The 26,854-nt window shown below is 72.8% G+C and carries 26 protein-coding genes, 2 tRNA genes and 1 pseudogene; 11 read left to right on the top strand and 18 right to left on the bottom strand.

Annotated elements, in window-relative coordinates; all coding sequences use genetic code 11:
• Positions 1-84: 84 nt before the first annotated feature.
• On the bottom strand, positions 85-939 hold the full coding sequence (locus tag ACZ7LE_RS16695) for an SDR family NAD(P)-dependent oxidoreductase (RefSeq protein WP_470404362.1): 855 nt from the start codon (positions 937-939) through the stop codon (positions 85-87).
• A 59-nt stretch (positions 940-998) separates the two neighbouring features.
• On the opposite strand from ACZ7LE_RS16695, the gene ACZ7LE_RS16700 reads away from it, so the two are divergent.
• Both ACZ7LE_RS16700 and ACZ7LE_RS16705 read left to right on the top strand, forming a co-directional pair.
• The gene (locus tag ACZ7LE_RS16700; protein WP_470404363.1) at positions 999-1,652 is read left to right on the top strand and encodes a TetR/AcrR family transcriptional regulator; all 654 of its coding nucleotides are present in this window, start codon (positions 999-1,001) and stop codon (positions 1,650-1,652) included.
• A gap of 60 nt (positions 1,653-1,712) precedes the next feature.
• A pseudogene (locus ACZ7LE_RS16705) lies at positions 1,713-2,039 on the top strand (GNAT family N-acetyltransferase); the annotation flags it as partial.
• A gap of 342 nt (positions 2,040-2,381) precedes the next feature.
• Here ACZ7LE_RS16705 and ACZ7LE_RS16710 read toward each other — a convergent pair.
• The gene (locus tag ACZ7LE_RS16710) at positions 2,382-3,329 is read right to left on the bottom strand and encodes a helix-turn-helix transcriptional regulator (RefSeq protein ID WP_470404364.1); all 948 of its coding nucleotides are present in this window, start codon (positions 3,327-3,329) and stop codon (positions 2,382-2,384) included.
• A 94-nt stretch (positions 3,330-3,423) separates the two neighbouring features.
• Between ACZ7LE_RS16710 and ACZ7LE_RS16715 the strand changes: the two genes are divergently transcribed.
• Complete coding sequence (locus ACZ7LE_RS16715) at positions 3,424-4,569, top strand: epoxide hydrolase family protein (protein WP_470404365.1); 1,146 nt, start codon at positions 3,424-3,426, stop codon at positions 4,567-4,569.
• Between the two features lie 80 nt (positions 4,570-4,649).
• On the opposite strand, the gene aztD is transcribed toward ACZ7LE_RS16715, so the two are convergent.
• Both aztD and ACZ7LE_RS16725 read right to left on the bottom strand, forming a co-directional pair.
• Positions 4,650-5,936, bottom strand: coding sequence for a zinc metallochaperone AztD (aztD, locus tag ACZ7LE_RS16720; protein ID WP_470404366.1), 1,287 nt, complete (start codon positions 5,934-5,936; stop codon positions 4,650-4,652).
• A 145-nt stretch (positions 5,937-6,081) separates the two neighbouring features.
• On the bottom strand, positions 6,082-6,969 hold the full coding sequence (locus ACZ7LE_RS16725; RefSeq protein ID WP_470404367.1) for an alpha/beta fold hydrolase: 888 nt from the start codon (positions 6,967-6,969) through the stop codon (positions 6,082-6,084).
• Between the two features lie 109 nt (positions 6,970-7,078).
• On the opposite strand from ACZ7LE_RS16725, the gene ACZ7LE_RS16730 reads away from it, so the two are divergent.
• Entirely contained in the window at positions 7,079-7,684 is a 606-nt protein-coding gene (locus tag ACZ7LE_RS16730) for a TetR/AcrR family transcriptional regulator (RefSeq protein WP_470404368.1), read from the top strand.
• 39 nt (positions 7,685-7,723) lie between these two features.
• Here the strand turns inward: ACZ7LE_RS16730 and ACZ7LE_RS16735 are convergent, their stop codons facing one another.
• A complete protein-coding gene (locus tag ACZ7LE_RS16735; RefSeq protein ID WP_470404369.1) occupies positions 7,724-8,386 on the bottom strand; it encodes a DUF6518 family protein in 663 nt (220 codons plus the stop codon).
• A 177-nt stretch (positions 8,387-8,563) separates the two neighbouring features.
• On the opposite strand from ACZ7LE_RS16735, the gene ACZ7LE_RS16740 reads away from it, so the two are divergent.
• Complete coding sequence (locus ACZ7LE_RS16740; protein ID WP_470404370.1) at positions 8,564-9,469, top strand: helix-turn-helix transcriptional regulator; 906 nt, start codon at positions 8,564-8,566, stop codon at positions 9,467-9,469.
• A 10-nt stretch (positions 9,470-9,479) separates the two neighbouring features.
• Here ACZ7LE_RS16740 and ACZ7LE_RS16745 read toward each other — a convergent pair whose 3' ends face one another.
• A complete protein-coding gene (locus ACZ7LE_RS16745) occupies positions 9,480-9,971 on the bottom strand; it encodes a MarR family winged helix-turn-helix transcriptional regulator (RefSeq protein WP_470404371.1) in 492 nt (163 codons plus the stop codon).
• A 46-nt stretch (positions 9,972-10,017) separates the two neighbouring features.
• Here ACZ7LE_RS16745 and ACZ7LE_RS16750 point away from each other — a divergent pair, with 46 nt between their 5' ends.
• Positions 10,018-11,418, top strand: coding sequence for an MFS transporter (locus ACZ7LE_RS16750; RefSeq protein ID WP_470404372.1), 1,401 nt, complete (start codon positions 10,018-10,020; stop codon positions 11,416-11,418).
• Positions 11,419-11,428: 10 nt separating this feature from the next.
• Here the strand turns inward: ACZ7LE_RS16750 and ACZ7LE_RS16755 are convergent, their stop codons facing one another.
• Positions 11,429-11,941 (bottom strand): hypothetical protein, encoded by a 513-nt coding sequence (locus ACZ7LE_RS16755; RefSeq protein ID WP_470404373.1) that lies wholly within the window; start codon positions 11,939-11,941, stop codon positions 11,429-11,431.
• 32 nt (positions 11,942-11,973) lie between these two features.
• A complete protein-coding gene (locus ACZ7LE_RS16760; protein WP_470404374.1) occupies positions 11,974-12,624 on the bottom strand; it encodes a GyrI-like domain-containing protein in 651 nt (216 codons plus the stop codon).
• A gap of 154 nt (positions 12,625-12,778) precedes the next feature.
• Between ACZ7LE_RS16760 and ACZ7LE_RS16765 the strand changes: the two genes are divergently transcribed.
• From ACZ7LE_RS16765 to ACZ7LE_RS16780, 4 genes are all read left to right on the top strand, one after another.
• Positions 12,779-15,097 carry an exo-beta-d-1,3/1,6-glucosidase gene (locus tag ACZ7LE_RS16765; protein WP_470404375.1) on the top strand — a complete coding sequence of 773 codons (2,319 nt, stop codon included), beginning with the start codon at positions 12,779-12,781 and terminating at the stop codon, positions 15,095-15,097.
• A gap of 427 nt (positions 15,098-15,524) precedes the next feature.
• The gene (locus ACZ7LE_RS16770; RefSeq protein ID WP_470404376.1) at positions 15,525-16,199 is read left to right on the top strand and encodes a hypothetical protein; all 675 of its coding nucleotides are present in this window, start codon (positions 15,525-15,527) and stop codon (positions 16,197-16,199) included.
• A 77-nt stretch (positions 16,200-16,276) separates the two neighbouring features.
• Positions 16,277-16,349 (top strand) — tRNA-Ala (locus tag ACZ7LE_RS16775).
• Between the two features lie 179 nt (positions 16,350-16,528).
• Positions 16,529-17,155, top strand: a complete 627-nt coding sequence (locus ACZ7LE_RS16780) for a superoxide dismutase (RefSeq protein WP_470404377.1) — start codon at positions 16,529-16,531, stop codon at positions 17,153-17,155.
• Between the two features lie 48 nt (positions 17,156-17,203).
• Here the strand turns inward: ACZ7LE_RS16780 and ACZ7LE_RS16785 are convergent, their stop codons facing one another.
• On the bottom strand, positions 17,204-18,607 hold the full coding sequence (locus ACZ7LE_RS16785) for a hypothetical protein (RefSeq protein WP_470404378.1): 1,404 nt from the start codon (positions 18,605-18,607) through the stop codon (positions 17,204-17,206).
• A 108-nt stretch (positions 18,608-18,715) separates the two neighbouring features.
• Positions 18,716-19,678 carry an alpha/beta hydrolase family protein gene (locus ACZ7LE_RS16790; protein WP_470404379.1) on the bottom strand — a complete coding sequence of 321 codons (963 nt, stop codon included), beginning with the start codon at positions 19,676-19,678 and terminating at the stop codon, positions 18,716-18,718.
• A gap of 87 nt (positions 19,679-19,765) precedes the next feature.
• Here ACZ7LE_RS16790 and ACZ7LE_RS16795 point away from each other — a divergent pair, with 87 nt between their 5' ends.
• Positions 19,766-20,620, top strand: a complete 855-nt coding sequence (locus tag ACZ7LE_RS16795) for a helix-turn-helix transcriptional regulator (RefSeq protein ID WP_470404380.1) — start codon at positions 19,766-19,768, stop codon at positions 20,618-20,620.
• A gap of 81 nt (positions 20,621-20,701) precedes the next feature.
• Here ACZ7LE_RS16795 and ACZ7LE_RS16800 read toward each other — a convergent pair.
• From ACZ7LE_RS16800 to proB, 8 genes are all read right to left on the bottom strand, one after another.
• A tRNA-Ala gene (locus ACZ7LE_RS16800) sits at positions 20,702-20,774 on the bottom strand.
• Positions 20,775-20,866: 92 nt separating this feature from the next.
• Positions 20,867-21,532, bottom strand: coding sequence for a histidine phosphatase family protein (locus tag ACZ7LE_RS16805; RefSeq protein WP_470404381.1), 666 nt, complete (start codon positions 21,530-21,532; stop codon positions 20,867-20,869).
• Positions 21,529-21,966, bottom strand: coding sequence for a ribosome silencing factor (gene rsfS / locus ACZ7LE_RS16810; RefSeq protein ID WP_470404382.1), 438 nt, complete (start codon positions 21,964-21,966; stop codon positions 21,529-21,531). The genes ACZ7LE_RS16805 and rsfS overlap by 4 nt, the downstream gene beginning before the upstream one ends.
• Positions 21,963-23,132 (bottom strand): hypothetical protein, encoded by a 1,170-nt coding sequence (locus ACZ7LE_RS16815; protein ID WP_470404383.1) that lies wholly within the window; start codon positions 23,130-23,132, stop codon positions 21,963-21,965. The genes rsfS and ACZ7LE_RS16815 overlap by 4 nt, the downstream gene beginning before the upstream one ends.
• A complete protein-coding gene (nadD, locus tag ACZ7LE_RS16820; RefSeq protein WP_285108607.1) occupies positions 23,125-23,739 on the bottom strand; it encodes a nicotinate-nucleotide adenylyltransferase in 615 nt (204 codons plus the stop codon). The genes ACZ7LE_RS16815 and nadD overlap by 8 nt, the downstream gene beginning before the upstream one ends.
• A 45-nt stretch (positions 23,740-23,784) precedes the next feature.
• Positions 23,785-23,937, bottom strand: a complete 153-nt coding sequence (locus ACZ7LE_RS16825; RefSeq protein WP_285108609.1) for a hypothetical protein — start codon at positions 23,935-23,937, stop codon at positions 23,785-23,787.
• A 126-nt stretch (positions 23,938-24,063) separates the two neighbouring features.
• A complete protein-coding gene (locus tag ACZ7LE_RS16830; RefSeq protein ID WP_470404384.1) occupies positions 24,064-25,425 on the bottom strand; it encodes a glutamate-5-semialdehyde dehydrogenase in 1,362 nt (453 codons plus the stop codon).
• Positions 25,426-25,559: 134 nt separating this feature from the next.
• Positions 25,560-26,738 (bottom strand): glutamate 5-kinase, encoded by a 1,179-nt coding sequence (proB, locus tag ACZ7LE_RS16835; protein ID WP_470404385.1) that lies wholly within the window; start codon positions 26,736-26,738, stop codon positions 25,560-25,562.
• Positions 26,739-26,854: the final 116 nt, after the last annotated feature.

The raw sequence follows: 26,854 nt of genomic DNA on the forward strand, positions 1-26,854 counted from the left end.
TGACACTCACAGATGAGCAGCCCCGGCGGTCGAGCTTGTCGAGACCGCACCTGGGTCTCGACAAGCTCGACCGGCAGTGTGCGACTACGGCAGCGCGACCGGGAACGGCTCGCCGAAGTCCGCCGACCGGCTCACCGCGCTCCACCGCTCGTCCGACTCCAGGAGCCGGCGGTCCTGCGCCACGGACATCTCGGTGGCGTTCACCCCGAGCGGCAGGTTGTCGGGCAGGTCGTCGCGCGACGCGAGCGCGACGAGGATCTGGGCCGCCCGCGCCGGATCGCCCGCCGCACCCGCACCGGCCTGGCGCATGCGGGCGTTCATCGCACCCACGGTGGACTCGTACCCGGCGGGGGCGTCGTGCACGGTCATCGACGCGCCGGCCCAGTCGGTGCGGAACCCGCTCGGCTCGACGACGAGCACCTTGACGCCGAAGGGCGCCGTCTCGGCGCGGAGCACGCGGCTGAAGCCGTCGATGGCGAACTTCGCCGCCTGGTAGGACGCGATGCCCGGCGAGCCGCCGACCCGGCCGCCGACCGAGGAGAACTGGATGACGAGGCCGCCGCCCTGCTGCCGCAGCAGCGGGATCGCCGCCTTCGAGACGTTGTAGACGCCCCAGAAGTTGGTCTCGAACTGGGTGCGGACGTCGGCGTCGTCCGCCGTCTCGATCGGGGCCACGTTGGCGTAGCCCGCGTTGTTGACGATGACGTCGACGCGTCCGAACCGCTCCGCCGCCTCGGCCAGCGCGGCGCGGGCGCCGTCCTGGTCGGTCACGTCGAGGCGGAGCGGGAGGATCCGCTCGCCGTACTCCGCGACGAGGTCGTCGAGCTGCTCGGGGCGGCGCGCGGTGGCGGCGACCCGGTCGCCGGCGGCCAGCGCAGCGAGCACCAGGTTGCGGCCGAAGCCGCGGGACGAACCGGTGATGAACCATGTCTTCTGCATGTCGTTAATACAACACCGTTGCTCTAACTTACGCAACCCCGTTGCGCTAAGATGTGACCATGACGACTCCCGACTTCCAGCGCGCCCGCTCCCCCGAGGCCAAGCTGCTGCGAGAGGCCGCCATCCTGGACGCCGCCCGCCGGCTCGGCACCGAGCGCGGCATCCGGGAGGTGACGCTCACCGACATCGCCTCCGCCGTGGACATGCACAAGTCCGCGATGCTGCGGTACTTCGAGACGCGCGAGGAGATCTTCCTGCGGCTCACCGCCGAGGGTTGGCAGGACTGGGCGCCGGCCCTCGCGAAGCGGGTCGGTGCCATCGAGCGGCCGGACGCCGACTCGGTCGCCGCGGCGGTCGCCGCCACGCTCGCGGAGCGCGGCATGTTCTGCGACCTGCTCGCGCAGACGCCGCTGAACCTCGAGCGCAACGTGTCGGTGGAGAAGGTGCGGGAGTTCAAGCTGACCACGCGCGACGGGCTGGACCAGATCGTCCCGGCGGTCCGCGCGGCCCTGCCCGGCCTGACCGAGCAGGACGGCGTCGACCTGGTCGCGGCGGCGACGTCCCTGGCGGGCACGTTCCACCAGATCGCGACGCCGGGCCCGGAGGTCGCCGCGCTCTACCGCTCGGACCCCCGGCTGTCGCACGCCCTGGTCGACGTCGAGCCGCGGCTGGCCCGGATCCTCGGGGCGATGCTGCGCGGGATGCTGGCGTAGACGGGGCGAGGGCGGCGGCGATCGTCGACTGGCTGCGCCGGTGAGCGATACGTTCATGGGATGCCGCCTAGTGCTACCGCGCGCCTGCGCTTTCGTGACATGGCTGACGAGGATCTCGACGCCATGGCGGCGCTGCTGGGCGACCCGAACGTCATGGCGTACTACCCGGCTCCCAAGACCAGGCAGGAAGCCGCTGCATGGATCGCCTGGAACCAGCGCGACTATGCCGAGCACGGCTGTGGACTGTGGGTCGTCGAGACTCACGACGGGCAGTTCGTCGGCGACTGCGGGCTGACGTGGCAGACGGTCAACGACACGACGAAGCTTGAAGTCGGGTACCACGTCCGTCACGAGCTTCAAGGCCGCGGGTACGCCACAGAGGCAGCCAGATCGGGATGGCCCACATCGCCGATGACGCCTCCGGTCGAGCCGCCGTCCGTGCGGTCATGGGCATCCAGTTCGCCCCCACCGCATAGGCCGGCAGACCAACAGCGTTGCCGAAGGCTGAACGTGGCGCACTCTGCGACCGCTGGGAGACACGTCCTAGTCGTCGAGAACGAGCCAGACCACCCCGTCGTCGGCCGACCGGGACCCCCGCCCGGCACCACCGGTCAGGTACTCTTCGGCGATCGCCTGCACGACGGCGTACATGACCCACTCCGCGAGCCCCGCTGCCGGGTCCCACCTCGTCCAGAGCGGGTCCGCGGTCAGCCGGAGGACCCAGGCGGCTCAACGCACCGCCCGGTCGTACCGCCGGGACAGCACGTTCAGGTGGTCCACGAGGCCCTGCGGCCCGGTGACCGTGAAGTCCAAGCCCAGCATGCCGATCCACACGGCCACGGTCTCGATGCTGTCCCCGCCGGTGACCAGCAGGCAGGACGTGTCGTCCCTCGGCTCCACCGTGCCCACGGCCGGGTTGATGCGGTCGAGCACCTCGTGCACCGGGGCGTGCACGACGATCCGGGTGTGCACCGCCCAGCCCGTCCGGGCCACCTCGCGCACCACGAACTCGGTCAGGTCGAACGGCGGCTCCACGGGCGTGAAGCGGCGTCCGCCGGGGCGGCGCAGCTGCAGCCAGTCGACGCGGAAGGGCTCCCAGCGCCCCGAGCCGACGTCCCGCCCCACGAGGTACCAGCGGCGCTGCCAGGCCACGAGCCGGACCGGCTCCACCTCCCGCGGCTCCTCGCGGAACCAGACGCGCAGGCCCTGGTGGTCACGGATCGCCGCGGCCAGCTCGGTGAGTAGCGCGGGGTCGACGACGGGGTCCTCGACGTTGCTGTCGGTGTTCACGGGCCCGGCGTCCGTCGCGTCGCGCAGCGCGGCGACCTGGTGCCGCAGCCGGTCCGGCAGGACCTGCTCCAGCTTGCCGAGCGCGCGGGCGCTGGACTCCTCGATGCCCGCCACGGTGTTCGCGGCCCGCAGCCCGACCGCGATGGCGACCGCCTCCTCGTCGTCGAGCACCAGCGGGGGCAGCTTGCCGCCCACCCCCAGCCGGTAGCGGCCGCCGGGGCCGCGCACCGAGTCGACCGGGTACCCCAGGTCGCGCAGGCGCGCGACGTCGTTGCGCACCGTGCGGTCGGTGACGTCCAGTCGCGCCGCGAGCTCCGGCCCGGTCCACTCGGCACGCGACTGGAGCAGGCCCAGAAGGGCGAGCAGCCGCCCCGCCGTCGTCGTCATCGTGGCTCCTCCGCACCGGCATCTGAAAAAAGATCGGGAACCCGTTCAGAATAGAGGAAAGAACTGTTCCTGAACCGCTCGTAGTGTCGGAGACATGAACACCAACGACACCAGCATCCGCCCCTTCCGCATCGACATCCCCCAGGCCGACCTCGACGACCTGAACGACCGCCTCGACCGCACCCGCTTCGCCCCGGCCGCGCCGGGCGACTCGTGGGACTACGGCACGCCCGAGTCCTACCTGCGCGAGTCGGTCGAGCAGTGGCGCACCTCCTTCGACTGGCGCGCGGTGGAGGAGCGCGTCAACGCGTTCCCGCAGTTCCTGACCGAGATCGACGGCCAGAACGTCCACTTCCTGCACGTCCGCTCGGCCGAGCCGGGTGCGCGGCCGCTGCTCCTGACCCACACCTACCCGGGCTCGGTGCTCGACTTCCTCGACATGATCGGCCCGCTCACCGACCCCGTCGCGCACGGCGGCCGCGCCGAGGACGCCTTCCACGTGGTGGTCCCGTCCGTCCCCGGCTTCGGCTTCAGCATCCCGCTGAGCGAGCCGGCCGACGGCGGGAGCTGGACCATGGGCCGCGCCGCCCGCACCCTGGACGCCCTGATGCGCCGGCTCGGCTACGAGTCCTACGGCACCCACGGCAGCGACGCCGGCGCCATGATCGGCCGCGAGCTGGCGGTGCTCGACCCCGAGGGCTTCCAGGGGGCGCACCTGCTCCAGCTCTTCTCGTTCCCGACGGGCGCCGAGGGCGAGATGGACGGGTTCGGCCCCAAGGAGTTCGCAGCCCTGGAGCACCTGCAGTGGTTCCAGAGCGTGGGCGCCTACAACACGATGAACGGCTCCCGGCCGCAGACCGTGGCCGCGGCGCTCAGCGACTCGCCGGTCGGGCAGCTCGCCTACAACGAGCTGTTCGAGAGCTTCGGCAACGGCACGAGCCTGGTCTCGCGCGACCAGGTCCTGGCCCAGGTCACCCTCTACTGGCTGACCAACACGTCGGCCACCTCGACGCGCTACCACTACACCGAGGCACGGTCCGGCGCGGAGCCGGTCGTGAGCCAGGGCCGGATCGGCGTCGCCGTCTTCGCCGACGACTTCAAGACCATCCGGGCCTTCGCCGAGCGCGACAACGCCAACATCCAGCACTGGTCCGAGTACCCGAACGGCGGCCACTACGCGGCGATGGAGGTCCCGGACGTCCTGGTCGAGGACATCCGCACCTTCTTCTCCCAGCCCTGACCCCAACCACCCCGTTGAGTGCTGGGCATTTGTTCCTCCCGAGGCCCGGGAAGCACAAATACCCAGCACTCAACGTGTTGTCAGTGGGTGTGCGGCTCGCCGCCCGTGACGCCGGCCAGCTCGTTCGGGGTGACGCCGAGGTCGGCCGACTTCCAGACCTCGCCCGTCTCGACGTCGACGGCGTGGATCGAGTCGGTCGCGGGGTCGGTCACGTAGACCGAGCCGTCCAGGGTGAGGATCGCGGGCCGCGGCTCCTGCCACTCGACCGGCTCCTCCCACTCGTCGATCACCGCGATCGACTTCGTCAGCTCGCCCGACTCCGGGTCGATCACGTGCACCTGGCCGTCCGTACCCAGCACGAGCGCCTCGCCGGCGTCACCCCGGGCGAGCGACCGGAAGGTGTACGACGACGGCAGGTCGACCAGCCGGAGGTCGCCGGTCCGTGTGTCGATCAGCGACACCTGCGTGGGCCGCTCCAGCTCGGCGTCCTGGTCGGTCTTGTAGTCGCCCAGCACGACCGGCGACTCCTCGGTGCCGGCCTGGTTGCCGATGCGGCCGTAGTCGTCCGGGGACTGGACCTTGGTGATCTTGCCGTCCGCGTAGACGACGGCGCCGTCCTCGCAGCCGATGACGACGGCCTCGTCCGCCGCCACGGCCTCGCCGTGCACGCCGGGGCACTCGTCGGAGGCCGCGATCTCCTTGTCGTCCCCGTCCAGCACCCGGATGCCGGTACGCGCGTCCTCGGTGCCCTCGGAGACCACGAGCGTGTCGTCGGTCAGCTCGACGGCCACACCGTGGTGGGCCGACGGCGTCGTGTACTCGCGGGCCGCCGCGTCGGCGTCGGCCACGTGCGCCGAGTCGAGCACACGCACCAGGCCGGTGCCGTCGTCGAACAGCGCGGTGCGGCCCTCGTGGACCACGACGTGACCGGGCTCGGACGCCTCGTACATGACGTCGGTCAGGGTCGGCCCGGCCGTCCAGTAGTGGGAGTGGTCGCCGTGCGCCTCGGCCCAGGAGCCCAGGTCGAGCGCCTGGAAGCCGCCGGTCGTCGAGACCATCAGGTGGCGCTCGTCGCCCGCCGGGTTGAGGCGGGTGAAGCCCTCCAGCTCGATCTCGCCCACGGGTTCGAGGCTCATCGCGTCGAGCACCAGGACGCCGCCGTCGTACGTGACCGCGACCCGGGGCGTGCGCGCCTGGGCCTCGGTGGCGTCGGGCGCCGCGTGTTCGTCGTGCACCTCGTGCTCGTCGGCCTCCGCCGACCCCGAGGCCGAGCCGGACGCCGCGCCCTCCGCGGCGCAGGCGCTCAGGAGGACGAGGGACAGTGCCGCGCCGAGGCCGGCGGCCGCGCGGGTTCGGTGATTTCTCATCGTTGGTCGGGCGGCCGGGGCCGCCCGCTCCTTCCATCTAGAATGACAATCATTCTCGTTACCGAGGAGGAGTCAACCAGAAATGAGAACGATTCTCAAACAGCCTTGACCTGCTCGTGGCCCGGATCCCGACCGCCCCTGGGGCTCAGCCGTCGACGCGCACCGACGGGTCGTGCTGCCCGACGAACCGCGCGACCCGTGCGCCGACCTGGCCCGGGACCTGCCCACGCACCCCGTGCCCGCCGCCGGGGACGATCTCGACCTCAGCCCCGGGGAGACGTTCGGCAAGCCGGCGCCGCGCAGCGTCGGGTGCCGAGAGCACGGACTCTGCGCCGTAGACCGCCAGCAGCGGCGCGGCGATCGAGGCCAGCTCGGCATCCTTGAGCGGGCGTGCCCAGCCCGCCCCGGTCCGATAGCCCTGCGCGGCCTTCATGCACGCCAGCTCGACGTCCGTCGGCTCGGTCCCCGGCGTGAGCCACTCGCGCATCCGGCGCCAGCCCTCGTCGGTCGGGTTCGCGCCGAACCGGAGCATCTTCAGCAGGGCACGGGTCGGCGTCCGGGTGAACACGCCGTTGGGCTCGATCAGGGACACGCTCGCCACCCGGTCCGGCGCGTGCAGCGCCGTCAGCGTCGCATGCCAGGCACCCAGGGACTCCCCCAGCACGTGGGCGCGGTCCAGGCCGAGCCCGTCCAGCACCTGCGCGAACCAGGCGCCGTAGTCCGCGTCGCGCCCCAGGGGCGCGGTCTGCACGCTGCGCCCGGCCGAGCCGACGGTGTCCAGGGCGACGACGACGCGGTCGCGCGCCAGGTCCTCGACCACGTCGTGCCAGAACAGGCTGTTGCCGCCGAACCCGTGGAGCAGCACGACCGGCAGCCCGGCACCGGAACCCGACCGCCGCACATGGGTGCTCCCGTACGCGGTCGGGACGTCGGACACCGTCGACGGCAGGGGCCAGAGCCCTTCCATCGCCGCGTAGGCGCGCAGGTACTCCTCGCGCGCCGTCTCGTTCTTGAACCGCCCGATCCTGGCCATGGCGCCTCCCGCCCGTCGTCTTGTTGGTATGAACGTATCATTTATGATGGTGCAGGCATACCATTACCGGTCCGGACGGGCCGCGCGCAGCACGAGAGGACGGGACCGCATGCCCCGGCTGGCCGACCACGATCAACGGCGCACGCAGATCACCGACGCCGCACGGCGGGTCGTCGCCCGCGCCGGGCTGGAGGCCGCGACCTTCCAGTCGGTGGCCGCCGAGGCGGGCATCTCGGTGCGCCTGGTCCAGTACTACTTCGGCACCAAGCGCGCGTTCCTGCTGGCCACCCATCAGGCCGTCGTGGCCGAGGCCGGCACCCGGTTCACCCGCCGCCTCGGCATGCTCGGCGAGGATCCGGCACCGCGCGAGGTCGTCCGAGCGCTCCTCGTCGAGCTCCTGCCGACCGACGACCCGCGACGGCAGGACACCGTGGTGCTCAACGCGTTCCACACGGCCGCCCTCACCGCCTCCGACGTCGACGGGGAGGACACGTTGGGCGCGCCGCGCTATCTGGTCGCGGCGATCGCGGACCAGCTCCGCCGCGCCCGCGCGGGCGCGGCGGCCTCCGACACGGACCTGGACGCCGAGCTGGATGCCGAGCTGATCGTGGCCGCCGCGAGCGGGCTGGCCCAGACCCTCCTGGTCGACGAGACCGCCGGCGCGCGCGCCGGCCAGCTCCTCGACCGGCTGCTGGACCGGCTGGTCGCGCCCTAAGACCGGCCGACCGGGCAGCCGCGCCGTCGAAGGCAACCCCTACAGGCTGGAGTAGGCGAGGTAGAAGGCCGCCGCGACGAGCAGCGTGCCGCCCGCGGCCAGAGCCACCGGCAGCGCGCCACGAACCCGGCGGACAAGCTGACCGGCCACCAGCGCGAGCCCCGCGATGCCGATCACGGTCCAGTAGACGGGGCTGGTCGTCTCCCGGATCACCGTCAGCCCGTAGACCGACTCCCCCACCCCGATGCCCGCGAGCAGCGCGGTGCCGAGCGCCGCCCGGACGCCGGTGGCGCGCAGCCAGGACGCGGCGACACCCACGAACGGGCCGGCTACGAGGCCCACCGCCGAAAACAGGAGCGGGTCGTACACGTAGCCCCGCACCTGGGCCGCGACCGTGTACCCGAGCACGAGCAGCACGAAGCTCACCGCGCCGAGCACCGCGGCGGGCGCGGTGCGCAGCCGTGACCAGAACACGAGCAGGGCCGTGAGCACGGTCCAGCCGCTGGCCGAGTTGGCGAACGACGCGAACGCGTCCGGCAGGAACCCCTGGGCGTACGACGTCAGCCCGCCCAGCACGAAGCTCAGGACCACGACGACCCCGGCACGTACCACCGGGTGGGACAGTCGCGCGCGGGCGGCCGGGGTCTTCGCGGTCGGGTCGGCAGCGGTCGGGTCGGCAGCGGTCCGGGCGGTCGAGGTCATGGCCACGACGCTAGCGAGCGGAGCCGCCGTCGGCATCGGGCCCAGGGTGGACGCCGTCGTCGTCCCCAGGGTGGATGCCACGTCGCCCCAGCACGCCGCGCGCCCTGGATAGTCCCGGTCGTTCCGGGTAACGCCAGTGCCTCCCACGGCGGCAGGGGTCGGCTTACCGTGGGGGGCATGGGACAGATCGACCATCGCGCCGAGGTCCGCGAGTTCCTGAGCTCGCGGCGGGCCCGCCTCACGCCCGAGCAGGCCGGGCTGCCCGCCTACGGGGGCAACCGGCGGGTCAAGGGCCTGCGTCGCGAGGAGGTCGCGATGCTGGCCGGGGTCTCGGTCGACTACTACGTGCGGATGGAGCGCGGGAACCTGTCCGGCGCCTCGGACGGCGTGCTGGACGCCCTGGTCGGGGCGCTGCAGCTCGACGAGGCCGAGCGCGAGCACCTGTACACGCTGGCCCGCTCGGCCGGTTCGGGCAAGGCCCGGCGTGGCCGTGCGCCGACGACGGTGCGCCCCGCCGTCCAGCAGGTGCTCGACGCGATCAGCGACGCGCCCGCGTGGGTGCGCAACGGGCGCCACGACATCGTCGCGATGAACCGCCTGGCCCGCGCCCTGTACGCGCCGGTCCTGGCCGACCCGCGCCGCCCGGCGAACACCGCGCGGTTCGTCTACCTGGACCCCGCCGCCCGGGACTTCTTCGTCGACTGGGAGCGGATCGCCCGGGACTCCGCCTCCTACCTCCGCCTCGAGGCGGGCCGCAACCCGCACGACCCGGCACTGATCGAGCTCGTCGGCGAGCTCTCCACGCGGAGCGAGCTGTTCCGGCAGCGGTGGGCCTCGCACGACGTGCGGCTGCACCGCAGTGGGTTCAAGCGGCTCCGCCACCCCGTGGTGGGGCAGCTCGACCTGACCTTCGAGTCGATGGAGCTGCCGTCGGAGCCGGGGCTGGTGCTCAACGTCTACACGGCGCCGGCCGGTTCACCGGCGGCGGACGGCCTGGCCCTGCTGGCCTCCTGGGCAGCGACTCAGGACGCCGCCGAGCTCACCGAGCAGCCTGGCGCCTCCGTGGAGGACCTGCGGGGCTGAGCGCTCGCGATCAGCCCTCGTCCGACGACGAGCCCGCGCCCGCGGCGCCGGCTGCGGCAGCGTCGTCGGCGAGCAGCACCCGGCGCAGGAGGCCCGTCAACGTGGCCAGCTCGTCCGCGCTGAGCACGGCCAGGTCTGCCGCCTCGCCGGCTCGGGCACCCTCGATCAGCTCGGCCGCGAGACGCGCGCCCGCGGGTTCGAGCTGCACCTGCAGACGCCGGCGGTCCCCCGGGTCGCGGAGCCGGCTGACCAGGCCCGCCTCCTCGAGCCGGTCGAGGTATCCGACCAGGTGGCTGCGGTTGAGGCCGAGCCGGTCGGCGAGCTCGTGCTGGCCGAGCGGGCCGAGATCGTGCAGCCCGGTGAGCACCGCGAAGTGCGGCAGCCGGAGCCCGTGCCGCGCCAGATCCGCGACGAGCGCACGGTGGCCGATGCGCGAGACGTGCCCGGCGAGATAGGAGGGCAGGCCCAGCAGCGTCGGGGGTCGGCCCGCGGGATGTTCCACGTGGAGACACTATCACCAGGTCGTTACATAGTGTAATGATGTCGCCATGACATCAAATCGCGAGGCGGCCCGCCAGGGCACCGCCGGGCCGTTCGTCGCGCTGCTGCTGGCCGTGCTCTCGTTCTCCCTGCTGCAGACCATGGTCGTGCCGGCGCTGCCCGACCTGCAGCGGGAGCTCGACGTCTCGCCGACGACGACGGCGTGGCTGATCAGCTCGTTCCTGCTCACGTCGTCGGTGGGCACGGTGATCATCGGGCGCCTGGGCGACATGTTCGGCAGGCGCCGCCTGCTGCTGGTGAGCCTGGCGATCCTTGCGGCCGGGACGCTGCTGGCCGCCCTCGCCGGCGCGCTGCCGGGGTCGATCGGCGTGCTCGTCGCCGCCCGCGCGGTCCAGGGCCTGGGTGCCGGGACGTTCCCGCTGGCGTTCGGGATCGTGCGCGAGACGTTCCCCCGGGACCGCGTGCCCGTGGCGATCGGGACCGTCAGCGCAATCTTCGGCATCGGCTTCGGGGTGGGCCTCGTGGTGCCGGGCCCGATCATCGACGCGCTCGGCTGGCCCTGGCTCTTCTGGGCCGCGCTCGTCGTGATCGCCCTCGCCCTGGCCGCGGTCGCGGCGTTCGTCGACGCCGACCGGCCGGGGCTCGGCGGCCGGGTCGACTGGGCCGGCGGCGGCGTGCTGACCGTCGCACTCACGGCCCTGCTGCTGGCGATCAGCCAGTCCCGCCTCTGGGCACCCGGCGCCGTCGTCGCCCTGGTCGCCGTGGCGGTCGCCGCGTTCGCCGGCTTCGTGGTGCTGGAGTCGCGCCTGACCGCGCCGCTGGTCGACCTGCGCGTGCTGCGCCGCCGGACCCTCGTCACCGCGAACCTCACCGCCCTGATCATCGGCTTCGGCATGTACGGCGCGTTCACCCTGGTGCCGCAGCTCGTGCAGACCCCCGCCGAGGCGGGCTACGGGTTCGGCGCCACCGTGACCGAGTCCGGGCTCTACCTGCTGCCCATGGCCGTGACCATGCTCTTCGCCGGACCGCTCGCCGGGCGCCTCGGCCCGCGCATCGGGTTCACCGCGACGCTGGTCGCGGCCTGCGTCATCGGCGCGATCGGCTTCGCGGCCTTCGCCGTGGGCCACCAGCACCCGTGGGCCGTCGCCACGGGGGCCGGTGTGCTGGGCGTCGGCATCGGGTTCGCCTTCTCGTCGCTCGCCAACGTGGTGGTCGGCGCCGTCGAACCGCACGAGACCGGGGAGGCCACGGGTGTGAACACCATCGTGCGGACCATCGGTGGTTCCCTCGGGGCGCAGGTCGCGACCGCCGTCGTCGGCGCGACGACGCTCGCGGGCACCGGGCTGCCGACCGCGGCGGGCTACACGACGGCGTTCGGCGTCTCGGCCGTCGCCCTCGTGGCGGCGGCGCTCGTCGCGCTGGCGGGCGGCCGCGGGCGGGCACGATGAGGCGGGCGAGTCACCGGGCCCGGGCGAGGTCCCGGACCAGGGCGGGCGTGCGCCGTCGGCCGACCAGCACCAGCCACTGGGCGACCGGGTACGACAGCCGGACCACGAAGTAGTTCACGTGCTCGAGAGCGCCGAACACCCAGACGAGCAGGCACAGCACCAGGGCGCCGGCGCCAGGGGTGGTCAACAGCAGCCCTGCGAGGCAGACCACGAGCAGGACCGGGTTCAGCACGCGGAACGCCCGATACGCCAGGGCGACCCGGTGCGGCATCCCGGGGCGCCCGGCGCCGGGCAACCAGGTGCGCGCGGCGAGCCAGTACGCACCACCCTGGACCAGGACGACCAGCAACGGCGTCATGGCCCACCACAGCGCACGCCCGCCGTCGTCGCCCAGCCGGGCAGCCACCACCGGCTGGACGACGACGAAGACCGCGACCGAGACCAGCTCGCCCAGGCCGAGGCTCAGATAGGTCCGGCGCAGCCGCGCGATGCCAGGGCGGGAATCAGGTCGTCCGTCGATCATCCGGGCCAGCGTACGGGCTGGTGGTTGCGCCATCAGTCGAGGGCGGCAGATGCCTCGGCCTGCTCGACGGGCCCGACCGGCTGCCGGAGGATCGTCCGCTGCTTCTCCGGCGCGCCCCTGCGGAAGTCGCTGAGGTAGATCTCGTGGTGCCGGCCGGTCCGGCGCAGCCCGTGGGCCGGGATGAACTCGTCGTGCATCCGCGCGAGCGTCGCGGCCTCGGCGTCGAAGGGCCCGACGTGCAGCGTCTGCACGCAGCGCCCCTCGGACAGGGTCTCCAGGCGGACGTCGCCGAGCCGGGCCGGGCCGCCCTTGGCCCGGACCTGCTCCACCGCGGCGGCGAACGCCTCCTGGTCGGTCCAGTCCGGGACCATGATCAGCAGCGTCCAGTCCCAGCGGGACTTGTCGCGGGCCGTCGTGAAGGCGCCCATGTCCTCGGCCCACCACTGCCCCTCCAGCGGCATGACGACGTAGTCGCGCCCGAGCTCGCGCTTGCTGGCGAACTTGAGCGTGTAGGCCACGGGGTACAGGGCCTCGACCGCCTCGGTGAAGGCCGGCGAGCTGTTCGGGTCGCCGTGCCCGTCGATCATCAGGTACCGCAGGTCGGGTACGTCGACGATCCGGAACTCGTCCCGCTTGGCCCGGTAGGCGTCGAGGGTCTTCTTGAGGTCGGTCTTGTCGGCCATGGGCACCTCGCGGGTCGGTATCGGCGTCGGCTCCGTCACAGGGACAGTAGCCGCCGCCCGGCAGGCCGGACCACGGCAGGTGAACACCCCGGCGGCCCTTACCTAGCGACTGGTAGGTTTCCGGCGTGCGAACACAGACCGACAGGAGCGCCCGATGACCAGCGTCCACGACACGTCCGCCCCGGCAGAGGCCTACCTCGACCCCGGCCTCCCGGTCGCGGAGCGGGTGGCCGACCTGGTGGCCCGGATGACCGTGGCGGAGAAGGTGGGGCAGATGCTCCAGCTCGACGCCCGCGGCGACTACGAGGGCGACATCCTGCGCAAGCACGTGGGATCGATCCTGCACACCTCGCCGCACCGGGTAGGGCTCGCGCACGACCTGGTGGAGCAGACCCGGCTGCGCATCCCCCTGCTGGTGGGCGAGGACTGCATCCACGGGCACTCGTTCTTCGAGGGCGCGACCATCTTCCCGACGCAGCTCGGGATGGCCGCGACGTGGGACCCCGCGCTGCTGGAGCAGGCCGCGCGGATCACCGCGGTCGAGGCGTCCGCGACCGGTGTGCACTGGACCTTCAGCCCCGTGCTGTGCATCGCCCGCGACCTGCGCTGGGGACGGGTGGACGAGACGTTCGGCGAGGACCCGTACCTGATCGGCGAGCTCGCCTCGGCGATGGTGCGCGGCTACCAGGGCGCCGGCCTGGCCGACCCGACCGCGATCCTGGCCACCGCCAAGCACTTCGCCGGGTACTCCGAGACGCAGGGCGGGCGCGACGCCTCCGAGGCGGACATCTCCCGCCGCAAGCTGCGGTCCTGGTTCCTGCCCCCGTTCGAGCGGGTCGCCAAGGAGGGCTGCGCCACCTTCATGCTGGGCTACCAGTCGATGGACGGCGTGCCGATCACGATCAACGACTGGCTGCTGAACGACGTCCTGCGCGGCGAGTGGGGCTACACCGGCACGCTGATCACCGACTGGGACAACGTGGGCCGGATGGTCTGGGAGCAGAAGGTCCAGCCCGACCACGCCCACGCCGCCGCGGCGGCCGTCCGGGCCGGCAACGACATGGTGATGACCACCCCGCAGTTCTTCGAGGGCGCCCAGGAGGCCATCGACCAGGGCCTGCTCGCGGAGTCCGACCTCGACCGCGCCGTGGCCCGCATCCTGACGCTGAAGTTCGAGCTCGGCCTGTTCGAGAACCCGCGCCGGCCCACCCTCGACCGCGACAGCGCGCTCATCGGCTCCCCCGCGCACGCCGCCGTGAACCTCGACGTGGCACGCCGGTCGCTGGTCCTGCTGCGCAACACCGACGCGGCGCTCCCGTTCGCCGGCGGCTTCACCGGCGTGGACGACGGCGGCCGCGCGGCCGGTTCCGCGGACGACCGACCCCGGCGCGTCGCCGTCGTCGGACCGCTGGCCGATGCCGCCCAGGCGCAGCTCGGCGACTGGGCAGGCAGCTCGGGGCAGGCCGACTGGCTGCCCGACGGGCACCCGCGGGAGATGATCACCACCGTGCTCGACGGGCTGCGTGCCCTGAGCCCGCAGGACTGGACGGTCACCAGCGCGCTCGGCGCCGAGATCGTCACCCTGGTCTCGCCGCCCGAGGGCGACACCCTGCCCGACGGGCAGCCCCGCCCCAAGATCGCCGTCCCCCGCGACCCCGACCCGGTGCTGATCGCCGAGGCCGTGGCCCAGGCGCAGGACGCCGACTACGTCGTGGCCGTGGTCGGCGACCAGGTCGAGCTCGTCGGCGAGTACAAGTCCACCGCGACGCTGGAGCTCGTCGGCGGGCAGGTCGCCCTCCTGGACGCGCTGGCCGCGACCGGGACGCCCATGGTCGTCGTGGTCATGGCGTCCAAGCCGCTCGTGCTGCCCGCGTCCGCGCTGAACGCCTCAGCCGTGATCTGGACGGCGAACCCGGGCATGGAGGGCGGCCGGGCCGTCGCCGAGCTGCTGCTCGGGCTGATCGAGCCGTCCGGTCGGCTGCCGATCTCGTTCGCCCGCCACGTGGGCCAGCAGCCGGTGTACTACAACCAGATCCGTGGCCAGCACGGCGCCCGGTACGCCGACCTGACGCAGGAGCCTGCCTTCGTGTTCGGGCAGGGCCTGTCCTACAGCACGGTGGAGTACTCCGGCCTCGGGGTGCGGGACGCCGAGCTGGGCCCGGACGACACCGTCCACGCCCGGGTGACCCTGACCAACACGGGTTCCCGCCCGGCGCGCGAGACCGTGCAGGTCTACGTCAGCGACACCGTGACGTCCGTGAGCTGGACCGACAAGGAGCTCAAGGCCTACCGCCAGGTCGACGTCGCCCCCGGGCAGAGCGTCGTGGTCGAGATCGACCTGCCGGTGGCCGACTGCACGATCGTCGACCGGGCCGGCGACCGGGTGGTCGAGCCGGGCGGTTTCGACCTGCTCGTCGGCTCGTCGTCGCGCGACGCGGACCTGCTGCGGGTGCCGTTCACGGTGACTGGCTGACCAGTGGCGACAGGCTCCTTCGCAACCTCGGCCCCGAGATCCGCGACGAGAGCCGGCAAGGCAGGGCGACGACCACGACGTCAGGGCACGTGGTGTGCGAAAAGGTCCTCAAGGCGTCGAACCGCATCCTGCGGTTCGACGCCTCCTGCATGTACAGCGGTCCTGCGTCCTGGTTGACGCACAGGTGGACGGACGCACGGTGGCCGCGATTCCGCATCGCGGCAGTATCACAGCCCTCGTCTGGTCACTCAGCGACGCGGTCTGCGACGGTGACGGCCCCAACTGCCGGAGGTGCTTGATGCCCCATGGACACGCCGTCAACTGCGCGGATGCTGTGCGAACCACACCGGAACAGTGCAGGTGCCAGTGCGAGGGAGCGTTCCACGGCGGCCCTCACTCCGAGCGTGTCCGTGCCCTTGTCTGGGACGTGGAGAGACGACCCGCATACTCGCGCCGCCTGGTCACTCGCACCAAGGGGCACGCGAAGGAGGCCCTGGCGGCAGGCGTTGCAACCGGTGAGGCATGTACCGACTTCGCCGTCGTCCACGCCGTCGACGAACTGGTCCACAGCTCTGCACCGGGCGAGCAGGAGCTTGCCCGTAGCGTGATCGCCGACGTGCTCCAGCCGTTCGTGAAGGCGATCGCGTCGGCAGATCTCACCAAGGACGACTCCGACACGCTTGAGGCGGCGGTGAATCAGCTGCATGTCCTGTGCACGCTGTGCGCCGCCGTGCTGGAGGCGATTGCTGCGATCCAGGAGCTGACGGACAGGCTGGCCGACGAGACAGCTGACCTGATCACGGCTGCGGCAGCGGAGGACATCGCACTCTCGACCGTCGCTCAGGCGGTACTCCGGCAGGCGCTCCAGGCCGCCTTCGGCGCTGTTGCCGTCGTGGCTGCCGATCCTGTGCGAGTACGAATGCTTCAGCTCCTCGGATACGCCACCTGCCCTGACGTGTCCGAGCATCCTGAGGTTCGGCAGTTCTGCGTAGAACCTCTCGCGGACGACCTGGTGACGACCGCGATGGAAGAGTGGATCGGAGCCGGGTTTCCGGCCGACGCCGAGGCACTCCGACGGGCCAAGCCTCGAAGGAAGAAGTGAGCTGCCGGCCCGCTTTGGTCTCCGGGCCGGGATCGGTCTAGACTGACGGCGCTCGCCCACCTGGGCGAACGCTGTTCGGGGCTGTGGCGCAGCTGGTAGCGCACCTGCATGGCATGCAGGGGGTCGGGGGTTCGAGTCCCCCCAGCTCCACCGGACGAAGGCCGCTGACACGCACAAGGGTGCGGGTCGGCGGCCTTTCTCGTTCCCGGGTCCAGCGCGCGCGCAAGCGCGGGTGTGTCGACGATCACCGTCCCGCCCGGCCCGGGCCCCTTGATCTGAACCATGGTTGAGGTTCTAGCGTCGGAAGCACTCGACGAGAGGACCCGGAAATGCCCGTCTACACCCTGCCTGACCTGCCCTACGACTACGCCGCGCTCGAACCGCACATCAGCGGGCGGATCATGGAGCTGCACCACGACAAGCACCACGCCACGTACGTCGCCGGCGCCAACGCCGCGCTCGACGCGCTGGCCGAGGCGCGCGAGAGCGGCGACCTGGCCGCGGTGAACCTGCATGAGAAGAACCTCGCGTTCAACCTGGGCGGCCACATCAACCACACCGTGTTCTGGAACAACCTCTCGCCCGACGGCGGCGGCGAGCCGGACGGTGAGCTGGCGGCCGCGATCACCGACCAGTTCGGCAGCTTCGCGGCCTTCCAGGCGCACTTCGCCGCCACGGCGACCGGTATCCAGGGCTCGGGCTGGGCGGTGCTCGGCTGGGACAGCATCGGCGGGCGGCTGCTGGTGTTCCAGCTCTTCGACCAGCAGGCCAACGTGCCCCTGGGGATCACCCCGCTGCTCATGCTCGACATGTGGGAGCACGCGTTCTACCTCGACTACCTCAACGTCAAGGCGGACTACGTCAACGCGTTCTGGAACCTCGCGAACTGGGCCGACGTCGGCGCACGGCTCGACCGCGCGCGGGCGACGACCGGAGGTCTCCTCACACCGGCGTGACCTGCACGACGTGAACGAGGGCCCGGCCGCCGGCCGGGCCCTCGTTCGTCAGCGCCGTGCGGTCCGGGGCGTGGGCTTCGGCGTCAGCGAGGGGCCGGTCGACGCCGGGTCGGGCCGCTTCTTGCCGTCCTCACCGATCATCCGCGGCGAGGGCTTGATCGGCCAGCGCTCCACGACCTCGCTCTGCAGCTCGTGGCCCCGAGCAGCGGCGACGACGTCCCACACGATCGCGCCGATGACGAGGGCGACCGATACCGCGAGCGTCACCAGGGCCTGGGGCACGAAGCCGCCGAACGTCTCGTCGGCGTCGCCGTACAGCGTCGCGACGTCCTCCATCCCGCCCGTGCCGAGGCTGTACACGCCCCAGCCGAGCGTGGTCCCGACCGCGGCGAGGAGGGCCAGGGCCTGCACGAAGATGACGGGCTGGTGGTTGGCGTACTTGCGCAGCAGTCCCCTCGGCGGGCGTGGGGCCGCCCGGTCCTCCAGCGCCTGGCGCAGGATCTCCTGCTCACGCCGCTGGACGGCCGAGTCGGCGAGGAACCCCACCACCAGGAGCCCGACGGCCACCACGACGAGTGCCGCAAAGACCCAGACGCCGACGACGAGCACCACCTCGACGCCGTGCCCGTACTCGACCCGAGGTCCGGCGTTGGTCGTGGACCGGAACGGGTGGGTGACGAACAGCCAGACCTGCAGCAGGCTGAACCCGAGCGCGAGGCACACGATGCCCACGTACTCGTACCAGGTGGCCGTGCGCTGCTTGCGCCGGAGGTCGGGTGGAAGCGCCGCCTCGTCGTCGTCCTGGGACCTCGCAGGGGCGGCTCGTCGCCAGGCCGCGTGCTCGTCGGCCGTGGTCCAGTGCGCCGCGATCGCCAGCCGACGGCGGTGGTGCGCGGGACGGCCCGCCAGCGCGACGAGCACGAGGGCCCCGGCGACCCCCGTGCCCGCGAGCGAGCCCCACAGGATGTACATCTCGCTGTCGTTGACGGTGAAGGCCGCCACCACGGTGAACAGCAGGCCGATCCCGCCGAGCAGGGTGGACATGACGAGGAACGCGAGGAACGGCGGCTGGGCCGTCACCAGGTCGACCTGGCTCGGGTGCGGGACGGCCGCCCTGGGTGCTCCCGCACGGGCCGCCCGGGCGAGGGCACGCGAGGTGATCATCTCCCGCAGCGCGACCAGGATGGTGGTCACGATCCCGGCGCCCACGGCCAGCACGAGCACCGGCATCATGCCGGCCCGGGCGAGCTGGTCGAGCGCGCCGCTCACGGCGGGCTCGTCGAACAGGGCCTCCTCACCCACCATGGCGACGGCCAGGAGGAGCAGGAAGGCGGCGCCGACGCCGACGAGGAACGGGGCGAGGGCATTGATCGCCGCGTTCACCAGGTTTCCCGCGGCACCCACCGGGTACACGCGCCAGTGCGGCTGATCTGCTCGAGGTCGCTCGGTCATGTGCCGGCAGCCTATCCACGGCGAGCGACCCACAGCCGGCTCACACGCTGGCATGCCTTGCCGCCGGATCGAGCGTCGCCCGACCGGCACACGCCCGGACGGCGTCGGCTACCTGGTCTGCACGCGAGCCAGCGACGGGCGGTCGTTGACGGCGTCGAGGGCCCGCTGCCACGCGGGGTCGCCGGCGCCCAGAGCCGACCGCAGGTAGGCCCAGGTCATCCGCTGGGTGACGGCGAGCCGTTCCGGGTCCTCGTCGTCGGTCTCGGCGAGGTCGTAGCCCATGATGCCGCCGAGGTAGTGTCTCGCCCCCGGCAGGGTCAACAGGGCGTCGGCGCCCGGGCTGAGGTGGTAGGCCTCGGCGGACCAGTCGGCGCCGCGGGTGGTGGCGGCCGGGTTGTCGTCCTGGTCGCCGTGGACCACCAGCGTCCGTGTGGTCAGGTGCGAGAAGTCGGTTTGCAGCTCCGGATACCGCTCGCGCATGGCTTCGGTCATGCCCTCGGCGCTGCCGGTCGAGGCGAGCAGCACACCCGCGCCGATGCGGGGCTCCCGCAGGTCGAGGATGCCGTCGGCCGGATCGGTCGCGCGCGCGCCGAGCAGCACGCTGACAGTGTTGCCGCCCGCGGAGTGGCCGACGGCGGCAACACGGGCAGGGTCGAGCCGCCCGGCGACGACCGGTGCCTGGGCCTCGATCGCGTCGAGACCATCGAGGATCAGCGTGAAGTCGTCGACCCGCGAGCGCCAGAACAGCGGATGGCCGGGGGCGTCCTGGTCCAGGCCGAGCCCGCCGTCTGGGGCGCTCAGATGGGTCGGCTGGAGGACGGCGAAGCCGTGGCTCGCCCAGAAGTCGACCAGGGGCGCGTAGCCGTCCTTGGACCGCAGGTGGTACGAGCTGCCGCCGCCGTGGGACAGGAGCACGATCGGCAGCGCGTCACCGTGCAAGGGCGCCGTGACCCGCAGCGCCAGCGGGAGTGCACGGTCCGGCGCCGGGAGGGTGACCGGGTTGACCGCGACGGTCGGCACCGCGGGCGGGACGGGGATGTGTCGGGCGAGCCCGACGTGGTGGTTGGTCATGTCCCTAACATGCGGCCGGTCGCCGTGGTTCATCCAGGACCGGTTCGGTCCTGGATGTGGCTGCGGCCGCGGGGACATACTGAGCAGGTGATCGACCGGCCCGGACTCGCCGAGTTCCTGCGCCGACGGCGTACGGCTCTCGCGCCGTCGGACGTCGGCCTTCCGGAGACGTCGCGCCGCCGGACGCCCGGCCTGCGCCGCGAGGAGGTCGCCGTGCTGGCCGGCGTGTCCAGCGACTTCTACGCGCGACTGGAGCAGGCGCGCGGCTCCGACCCGTCGGGGTCGGTCGTCGCCGCGCTCGCGCGGGCGTTGCGGTGCGCCCCGGACGAGCGGGACCATCTCTTCCGCCTCGCCGGCGTGCCGGTCCCGTCCCGGCAGGTCGGCCGCCATCTCGGCCCCGGGCTGCAACAGCTCGCCGGGCACCTCGACGGCTTGCCGGTGTGCGTCTACAACGAGCTCGGCGACGTGCTCCACACCAACGCGCTCGACGACGCCCTGCACTGCCGGGGCGAGCTGCGCCCCGGCCGGGACAGCAACGTCTACTGGCGGTGGTTCACCCGGCCGGAGTCCCGTGATCTCGTCCCGGAGACGGATCATGACCGCCTGTCGCGGGCACATGTCAGCGACCTTCGCGCCACCTTCTCCCGGCGCGGGGAGGACGACGGGATCACCGGGCTCGTGACCGGCCTCGCCGCGCAGAGCGCGGAGTTCCGGGCGCTGTGGGACCAGCACGACGTGGCGGTCCGTCGCTCCGACCTGAAGGACGTCCAGCACCCTACGGTCGGGCTGGTCCGGCTGCGGTGCGAGGTGCTCGTGACGCCCGGGAGCGGCGTCCGCGTGCGGGTCCTCCTGCCGCTGGAGGGTACGGACGCCGCCGACAAGCTCGACCTGCTCCGGGTCCTCGGCACGCAGCGGTTCGCGGAGGCCGCAAAGGCCGAGTGAGCACGCGGGTGAAGCGAGCACAGGTAGCACGAGAAAGGCCGCTGACCCGCACTCTCGTGCGGGTCAGCGGCCTACATCCGGTGGAGCTGGGGGGACTCGAACCCCCGACCCCCTGCATGCCATGCAGGTGCGCTACCAGCTGCGCCACAGCCCCAGATTGGTCTCTCCCAGCCGTTGGGCCGGGCGAGCGTCGTTAGTCTATGCAGAGCGACGCCAGGGACCAAATTCAAACCGGCGTGCGCTCGGTCACTGCCGGGCCTCGGGCCCGGACTGCCACGTGTCGAGCGGGTACCCGGCGCCCACGTTGTGCGCGACGAGGCGCCACGCCGGGGTCGCGCCCGGCCCGGAGGCGCGCAGGTGCGACCAGTGGACGTTGTGCAGACCGTGCAGGCCGCGCCACGTCGCGGGGTCGAGACCGAGCAGGCGGGTGATCGCCTGCGTGATGGCAGAGCCGTGCGAGACCACCACGAGCGTCTCCCCCGGGCCCAGGGACTCGGCGTGCCGCAGCACCGCCTCCTCCATGCGCCGGGCGGTGACCGCCTTGGACTCCACGCCGTTCGCCTCGGGCTCGCCGCCGCCGCGCCAGACGGCGTGCTCCTGCGGCCACCGCTCGGCGATCTCGGCGTCGGTCATCCCCTCCCACTCGCCGAACGACCGCTCGCGCAGCCCGGCGTCCGTCACGACCTCCAGGTCGAGGTGCCGCGCGTACGCGACAGCCGTGTCCCGGGCCCGCTGCAGGTCGCTGGAGACCACGAGAGACCCCTTGTGCGACGCCGCCAGCGCCGTGGCGCCCTGCTCCGCCTGCCAGCGGCCCACCTCGTCGAGCGGGATGTCGATCTGGCCCTGCAGGCGCAGGCCCGCGTTGTACGCCGTGCGCGCGTGGCGCAGCAGCACGATCGTTCCTGCGGTCACAGGCGGGAGTCCCCGGCCAGGTGGATCGCACCGTCGTCGGGGTCGCGGAACTCCGCCGCGTCACCGCCGCCCTGGGCGTCCTCGGGCAGCGGGATGGCCGGGCAGTCCTTCCACAGGCGCTCGAGCGCGTAGTAGGTCCGGTCCTCGGCGTGCTGCACGTGCACCACGACGTCGCCGAAGTCGATGAGCACCCACCGCGCCTCGGACTTGCCCTCGCGCCGGATCGGCTTGACGCCCTCCTTGAAGAGCGCCTCCTCGACGGCGTCGACGATGGCGGAGACCTGACGCTCGCTGGCGCCCGAGGCGATGAGGAACACGTCGGTCAGCACGAGCTGCTCGCTGACGTCGAGCGCGATGATCTCCTGCGCCTTGATGTCGCTCGCCGCCCGCGCCGCGATGATCGCGAGCTCCGTGGCCCGCTCGGTGGCCGTCATACCGCATTACCTCCCATGAAGCCGGGCAGCCCGCCCGGCAGGGTGCCCAGCAGGGCTGCCGCTTGGTCCGCCGGGTTCCCGGGGGTGTCCCCCTCGAGCACGAGCTTCCAGATCAGGAGGCCGAGCACGAACGCCACGACCACCAGGATGATGTAGTGCAGCCAGGTGTACTGCGGGCCCTCGTCCTCCTCTTCCCATTCCTCCTCCACCTCACGGCGGGAGGCGCGGGACGGGGCGATGGGGCCGGCACCGAACTGGCCGGGAGCGCCGGGGTGCTGCTGACCGGGGCCGCCCATCTGGCCCGGGCCGCCGATCTGACCGGAGCCGGGACCACCAGGGGCGCCGGGGACGGGCTGACCGCCCGGGCCACCCCGGCGTCCGGGGAACGGCGAACCAGGGGCCGCGGGCGCACCACCCGGGGGCGCGGACGGCGGAGCCGCCGGGCCACCGGCCTCCCACGGCAGCGCGGGCGCGCCGGCCGAGACGGCACCGCTGGGCGGCGCACCGGCCGGGCGGCCCGGGGCACCCGGGCGCTGCTGGCCGAGGCCGCCGGGCGCCCCGGGCGCGGTCGGCGCACCAGGACGGGCGCCGAACGGCGACGGCGGCTGCTGCGCGGCCGGGGCGGGTGCGGGCGGTCCCCACTGCGTCGTCTGGCCGACGTCGGCCGGTCCCGCGGACGCGCCGGGCGCCTGCGGCGGGGCGAACCGCGCGGAGCGGCCCTGCTGCGGCGCGGGCGGCACGGGTGCGCTCGCCGGACGCGAGCCGAACGGGCTCGGCGGGGCGCTCTGCTGGCCGGGCCCGCCGGGGGCACCCTGGCCGCCCGGACCCGCCGGAGCACCCGGACGGCTCTGGCCCCCACCGGGGCCGAAGGGCGACGGGCTGCCGCCGGGCTGCTGCACCGGCGTGAGCCGGCCCGTCGCGTCCACACCGCGCGAGCCGCCCGTCGCCTGCGGGGGCCGGGCGACCGGCGGGTTGCCCGGGTTCGGCGACCAGCCGCCCTCGGGAGCAGGGGCGGGTGCGGGCGCGCCACGGTGCGGAGGCTGCTGCCCGCCCTGCGGCGGGTAGCCACCACCACCGGCACCACCACCGGCAGCGGCAGCCGCGGCGGCAGCCTCACGCTCGCGGATCTCGCGGCGCGTCATGGGACGACCCTTGTTGTCACTCATCGTGAAGACCTCGATACAGTCCGTGCTTGGCGATGTACTGGACCACGCCGTCAGGCACCAGATACCAGACCGGCAAACCCTCCTCGGCCCGACGACGACAGTCGGTCGAGGAGATAGCTAGTGCAGGAACCTCGAGTGTCGTCACGCCGTCCCGAGGAAGCCCGTCCACGGTGAGCATGTGCCCTGGCCGTGTGACAGCGACGAAGTGTGCCATGTCCCAGAGCTTCTCGGCATCCTTCCACGAGAGAATCTGCTGGATGGCGTCCGCTCCCGAGATGAAGTAGAGGTCCGCGTCCGGGCGCTGCGTACGCAGGTCCCGGAGCGTGTCCACCGTGTAGGTGAGGCCCGCCCGGTCGATGTCGACGCGGCTCACCGTGAACCGCGGGTTCGACGCGGTGGCGATCACCGTCATGAGATAGCGGTGCTCCGCCGGGGTGACCCGCTGCTTCTGCTTGAAGCCCGGACGGCCGGTGGGAACGAAGACGACCTCGTCCAGCTCCAGCTGCGCGACCGCCTCGCTCGCGGCCACGAGGTGACCGTGGTGGATGGGATCGAACGTGCCGCCCATCACCCCGATGCGCGGCCTGGTCCCAGTGGGGGCACTCATGCGGTGCGTGCGCTCATCTGGTCGTCAGGCTCCCGTCTAGATGGATCAGTGCCGGTTGCCGACGTTGCGGAACGCGTACGTGACGACCAGCGCGGCCACGAGCGCGCCGAAGGCGATCAGGCCGAGCGCGATCGGGGCGATCGGCTCGTTGGCGTGCTCCGAGGCGGCCTCGGCAGCCAGGACGGCGGTGTGCAGCACGGGTGTTCCTCCTAGTCGAACAAGCTCAGGTGGGCTTTAGTCTCTCACGGACGAATTGCGGCGGGCGCACCGCGGCACTGGGTCGCAAGGAGATCCTGCGGAGGTCTCCGGGACGCCAACGAGCCCTCACGGCTTGACGTGGCCGTCGCCCGTGACCACCCACTTGGTGGTGGTCAGCTCGGTCAGTCCCATGGGGCCGCGCGCATGCAGCTTTTGCGTGGAGATGCCGATCTCGGCACCCAGGCCGAGCTCGCCGCCGTCGGTGAACCGGGTCGACGCGTTCACCATCACCGCGGCGGAGTCCACCTCCGCGACGAACCGGTCGGCCGCCGCGATGTCGCGCGTGACGATGGCCTCGGTGTGCCCGGAGGACCAGGTGCGGATGTGCTCGATCGCCTCGTCCAGCGACGGGACCACCCGCACGCCGAGCTCCAGCGCGAGGTACTCCGTTGCCCAGTCCTCGTCCGTGGCGGGAAGCACGGTGGCTCCCTCGGGGGCAAAGGACAGGGCTGCCGGGTCGCCGTGCAGCACCACGCCGGAGCCGGCCAGCGCGGCGAGCGCTGCCGGGAGGAAGGCCGGGGCGGCGTCCTCGTGCACGAGCAGCGTCTCGGCTGCGTTGCACACGCCGACGCGCTGGGTCTTGGCGTTCATCACGATCGCGACGGCCATGTCGACGTCGGCCGTGGCGTCCACGTAGACGTGCACGTTGCCCACGCCCGTCTCGATGACGGGCACCAGGGACTCGCGCACGACGGTCTGGATGAGGTCGGCGCCGCCGCGCGGGATGAGCACGTCCACCAGGCCGCGGGCGCGCATGAGCGCCACGCCGCCGGCGCGGCCGTACGCGTCGATCGACTGGACCAGGTCGGCGGGCAGGCCCCGCGCCGCCAGGGCGTCCTGCATGACGGCGACGATCACGGCGTTGGACGACGCCGCCGCGCTGCCACCGCGCAGGATCACCGCGTTGCCGGACTTCAGGGCCAGGCCTGCGGCGTCCACGGTCACGTTGGGGCGAGCCTCGTAGATCATGCCGACCACGCCCATCGGGACCCGGACCTGGCGCAGGCGCAGGCCGTTCGGCAGGGTCTGCCCGCGGACCACCTCGCCGACCGGGTCGGGCAGGCCGGCGACGTCGCGCAGCGCGGCCGCGATCTGGCCGATCCGGTCGGGGGTGAGGGCGAGCCGGTCCAGCAGGCCGTCCGACATCCCGTTCGCGCGACCGCGCTCCAGGTCCTCGGCGTTGGCGGCCACGATCTCGTCGGCGGCGGCCACCAGGGCGTCCGCGACCGCGCCGAGCGCGGCGTCCTTGGTCATGCGGTTCGCCGTGGCCAGGGTGCGGGAGGCGACCTTGGCGCGCCGGGCGACGTCGTGCACGGCGGCGGTGACGTCCGTGCCCGCGACCTCCGTGGTGCCCGACGGCGGCGGGGTGCCGGCCCCCGCGGAATCGCCCCCGGCAGGTGTCGCCTCGTACTGGCTCACGATCGTCATGCGTCGAGAGTACGTCGGGTGGGGGCGAATGCCGAGGACGATTCCGTGGTGCGGACGTGGGGGCGGCGCACGGTGCACCTGACCGGAGTCGAGGCTCGTCCCTGCGGGGAACCGGGTGCGTGCCCGTTGTCAGGTCACCGGGCCGTCTCCAGGACCAGGTCGTCCCGGTGCACGACCACGCGGTCGTACCCCTCCCCCAGCTCCTCCCGCAGCGCGTAGGTGGAGCGGCCCAGCAGCGCGGGCAGGTCGCTCGCGTCGAAGGCGACGAGCCCCCGGGCGACGACGGCGCCGTCCGGCGCGACGAGCTCGACCGGGTCGCCCGCGTCGAACTGGCCCTCGGCCCGGGTGATCCCGGCGGGCAGCAGCGACGCCCGGCCGCCGAGCACGGCGCGCGCGGCGCCGTCGTCCAGGTGGAGGCGGCCCTGCGTGCGGGCGGCGTGCGCGATCCAGAGCCGGCGCGCCGAGGTGCGGCGGCCGGTGGCGGCGAAGAAGGTGCCGACGTCCTCCCCCGCCAGCGCGGCGGCCGCGTTGGCGGTGAGCGTGAGGACGGCGGGCACACCGGCGCCGGTCGCGATGCGCACCGACTCCAGCTTGGTGACCATGCCGCCCGTGCCGACGGAGCTGCCGCGCGCAGTCACCTCGACGGCCGCGATCTCCGCGAGGTCGTCGACCAGCGGGATACGACGGGCGCCGGGACGCGACGGCGGGGCGTCGTGCAGGCCGTCGACGTCGGTCAGGAGCACCAGGGCGTCCGCCCGCACCAGGTGCGACACGAGCGCGGCGAGGCGGTCGTTGTCGCCGAACTTCAGCTCGTCGGTGGTGACGGCGTCGTTCTCGTTGATGACCGGCACGACCCCGAGCGCGAGCAGGCGCTCCAGCGCGCGCTGGGCGTTGCGGTAGCGGTGGCGGCGGACCGTGTCCTCGGCCGTGAGCAGGATCTGCCCGATCTGGATGCCGAACGCCGCGAACTCCTCCTGGTACCGGCCCGCGAGCTGGCCCTGGCCCACGGAGGCCGCGGCCTGCATCGTGGCGAGGTCGCGCGGCCGGCTCCCCAGACCCAGCGGCCCGATACCCGCCGAGACCGCGCCCGACGTGACCAGCACGACCTGGGCCCCCGCGGCCTGCCGGGCGGCGAGCACCTCGACCACCCCGCGCAGCGCACCGACGTCGAGGTGCCCGTCCGGGCCGGTGAGCGACGACGAGCCGATCTTGACCACCACGCGCCGGGCGGCGGCGATGGCGGCCCGCGGACCCGGGACGCCCTGGAGATCTGGGGCGTCCTGGTGGCTGGCGGAGGGATCGAGGGAGTTCACACCTCATCCTCTCCGGAGCACCCGCCGCGACGCTCGCTCATTCCACGGGCCGGTCACGCCCGTGTCAGACGGAACCGCACGTGTCAGACGTACGGATCACTCCGGTGACCTCTACG

This window comes from Promicromonospora sp. NPDC110617 (assembly GCF_055598465.1).

Bases quoted from the DNA above. Each gene is read 5' to 3' on its own strand.
- ACZ7LE_RS16725 (WP_470404367.1), bottom strand. From the start codon at position 6,969: ATGGCCAGGATCGGGCGGTTCAAGAACGAGACGGCGCGCGAGGAGTAC.
- ACZ7LE_RS16735 (WP_470404369.1), bottom strand. From the start codon at position 8,386: ATGACCTCGACCGCCCGGACCGCTGCCGACCCGACCGCTGCCGACCCG.
- rsfS (WP_470404382.1), bottom strand. From the start codon at position 21,966: ATGACGGCCACCGAGCGGGCCACGGAGCTCGCGATCATCGCGGCGCGG.
- ACZ7LE_RS16740 (WP_470404370.1), top strand. From the start codon at position 8,564: ATGGGACAGATCGACCATCGCGCCGAGGTCCGCGAGTTCCTGAGCTCG.
- aztD (WP_470404366.1), bottom strand. From the start codon at position 5,936: ATGAGAAATCACCGAACCCGCGCGGCCGCCGGCCTCGGCGCGGCACTG.
- ACZ7LE_RS16785 (WP_470404378.1), bottom strand. From the start codon at position 18,607: ATGACCGAGCGACCTCGAGCAGATCAGCCGCACTGGCGCGTGTACCCG.
- ACZ7LE_RS16715 (WP_470404365.1), top strand. From the start codon at position 3,424: ATGAACACCAACGACACCAGCATCCGCCCCTTCCGCATCGACATCCCC.
- ACZ7LE_RS16700 (WP_470404363.1), top strand. From the start codon at position 999: ATGACGACTCCCGACTTCCAGCGCGCCCGCTCCCCCGAGGCCAAGCTG.
- ACZ7LE_RS16710 (WP_470404364.1), bottom strand. From the start codon at position 3,329: ATGACGACGACGGCGGGGCGGCTGCTCGCCCTTCTGGGCCTGCTCCAG.
- ACZ7LE_RS16765 (WP_470404375.1), top strand. From the start codon at position 12,779: ATGACCAGCGTCCACGACACGTCCGCCCCGGCAGAGGCCTACCTCGAC.
- ACZ7LE_RS16760 (WP_470404374.1), bottom strand. From the start codon at position 12,624: ATGGCCGACAAGACCGACCTCAAGAAGACCCTCGACGCCTACCGGGCC.
- ACZ7LE_RS16750 (WP_470404372.1), top strand. From the start codon at position 10,018: ATGACATCAAATCGCGAGGCGGCCCGCCAGGGCACCGCCGGGCCGTTC.
- nadD (WP_285108607.1), bottom strand. From the start codon at position 23,739: ATGAGTGCCCCCACTGGGACCAGGCCGCGCATCGGGGTGATGGGCGGC.
- ACZ7LE_RS16730 (WP_470404368.1), top strand. From the start codon at position 7,079: ATGCCCCGGCTGGCCGACCACGATCAACGGCGCACGCAGATCACCGAC.
- ACZ7LE_RS16755 (WP_470404373.1), bottom strand. From the start codon at position 11,941: ATGATCGACGGACGACCTGATTCCCGCCCTGGCATCGCGCGGCTGCGC.
- ACZ7LE_RS16815 (WP_470404383.1), bottom strand. From the start codon at position 23,132: ATGAGTGACAACAAGGGTCGTCCCATGACGCGCCGCGAGATCCGCGAG.
- ACZ7LE_RS16695 (WP_470404362.1), bottom strand. From the start codon at position 939: ATGCAGAAGACATGGTTCATCACCGGTTCGTCCCGCGGCTTCGGCCGC.
- ACZ7LE_RS16780 (WP_470404377.1), top strand. From the start codon at position 16,529: ATGCCCGTCTACACCCTGCCTGACCTGCCCTACGACTACGCCGCGCTC.
- ACZ7LE_RS16790 (WP_470404379.1), bottom strand. From the start codon at position 19,678: ATGACCAACCACCACGTCGGGCTCGCCCGACACATCCCCGTCCCGCCC.
- ACZ7LE_RS16830 (WP_470404384.1), bottom strand. From the start codon at position 25,425: ATGACGATCGTGAGCCAGTACGAGGCGACACCTGCCGGGGGCGATTCC.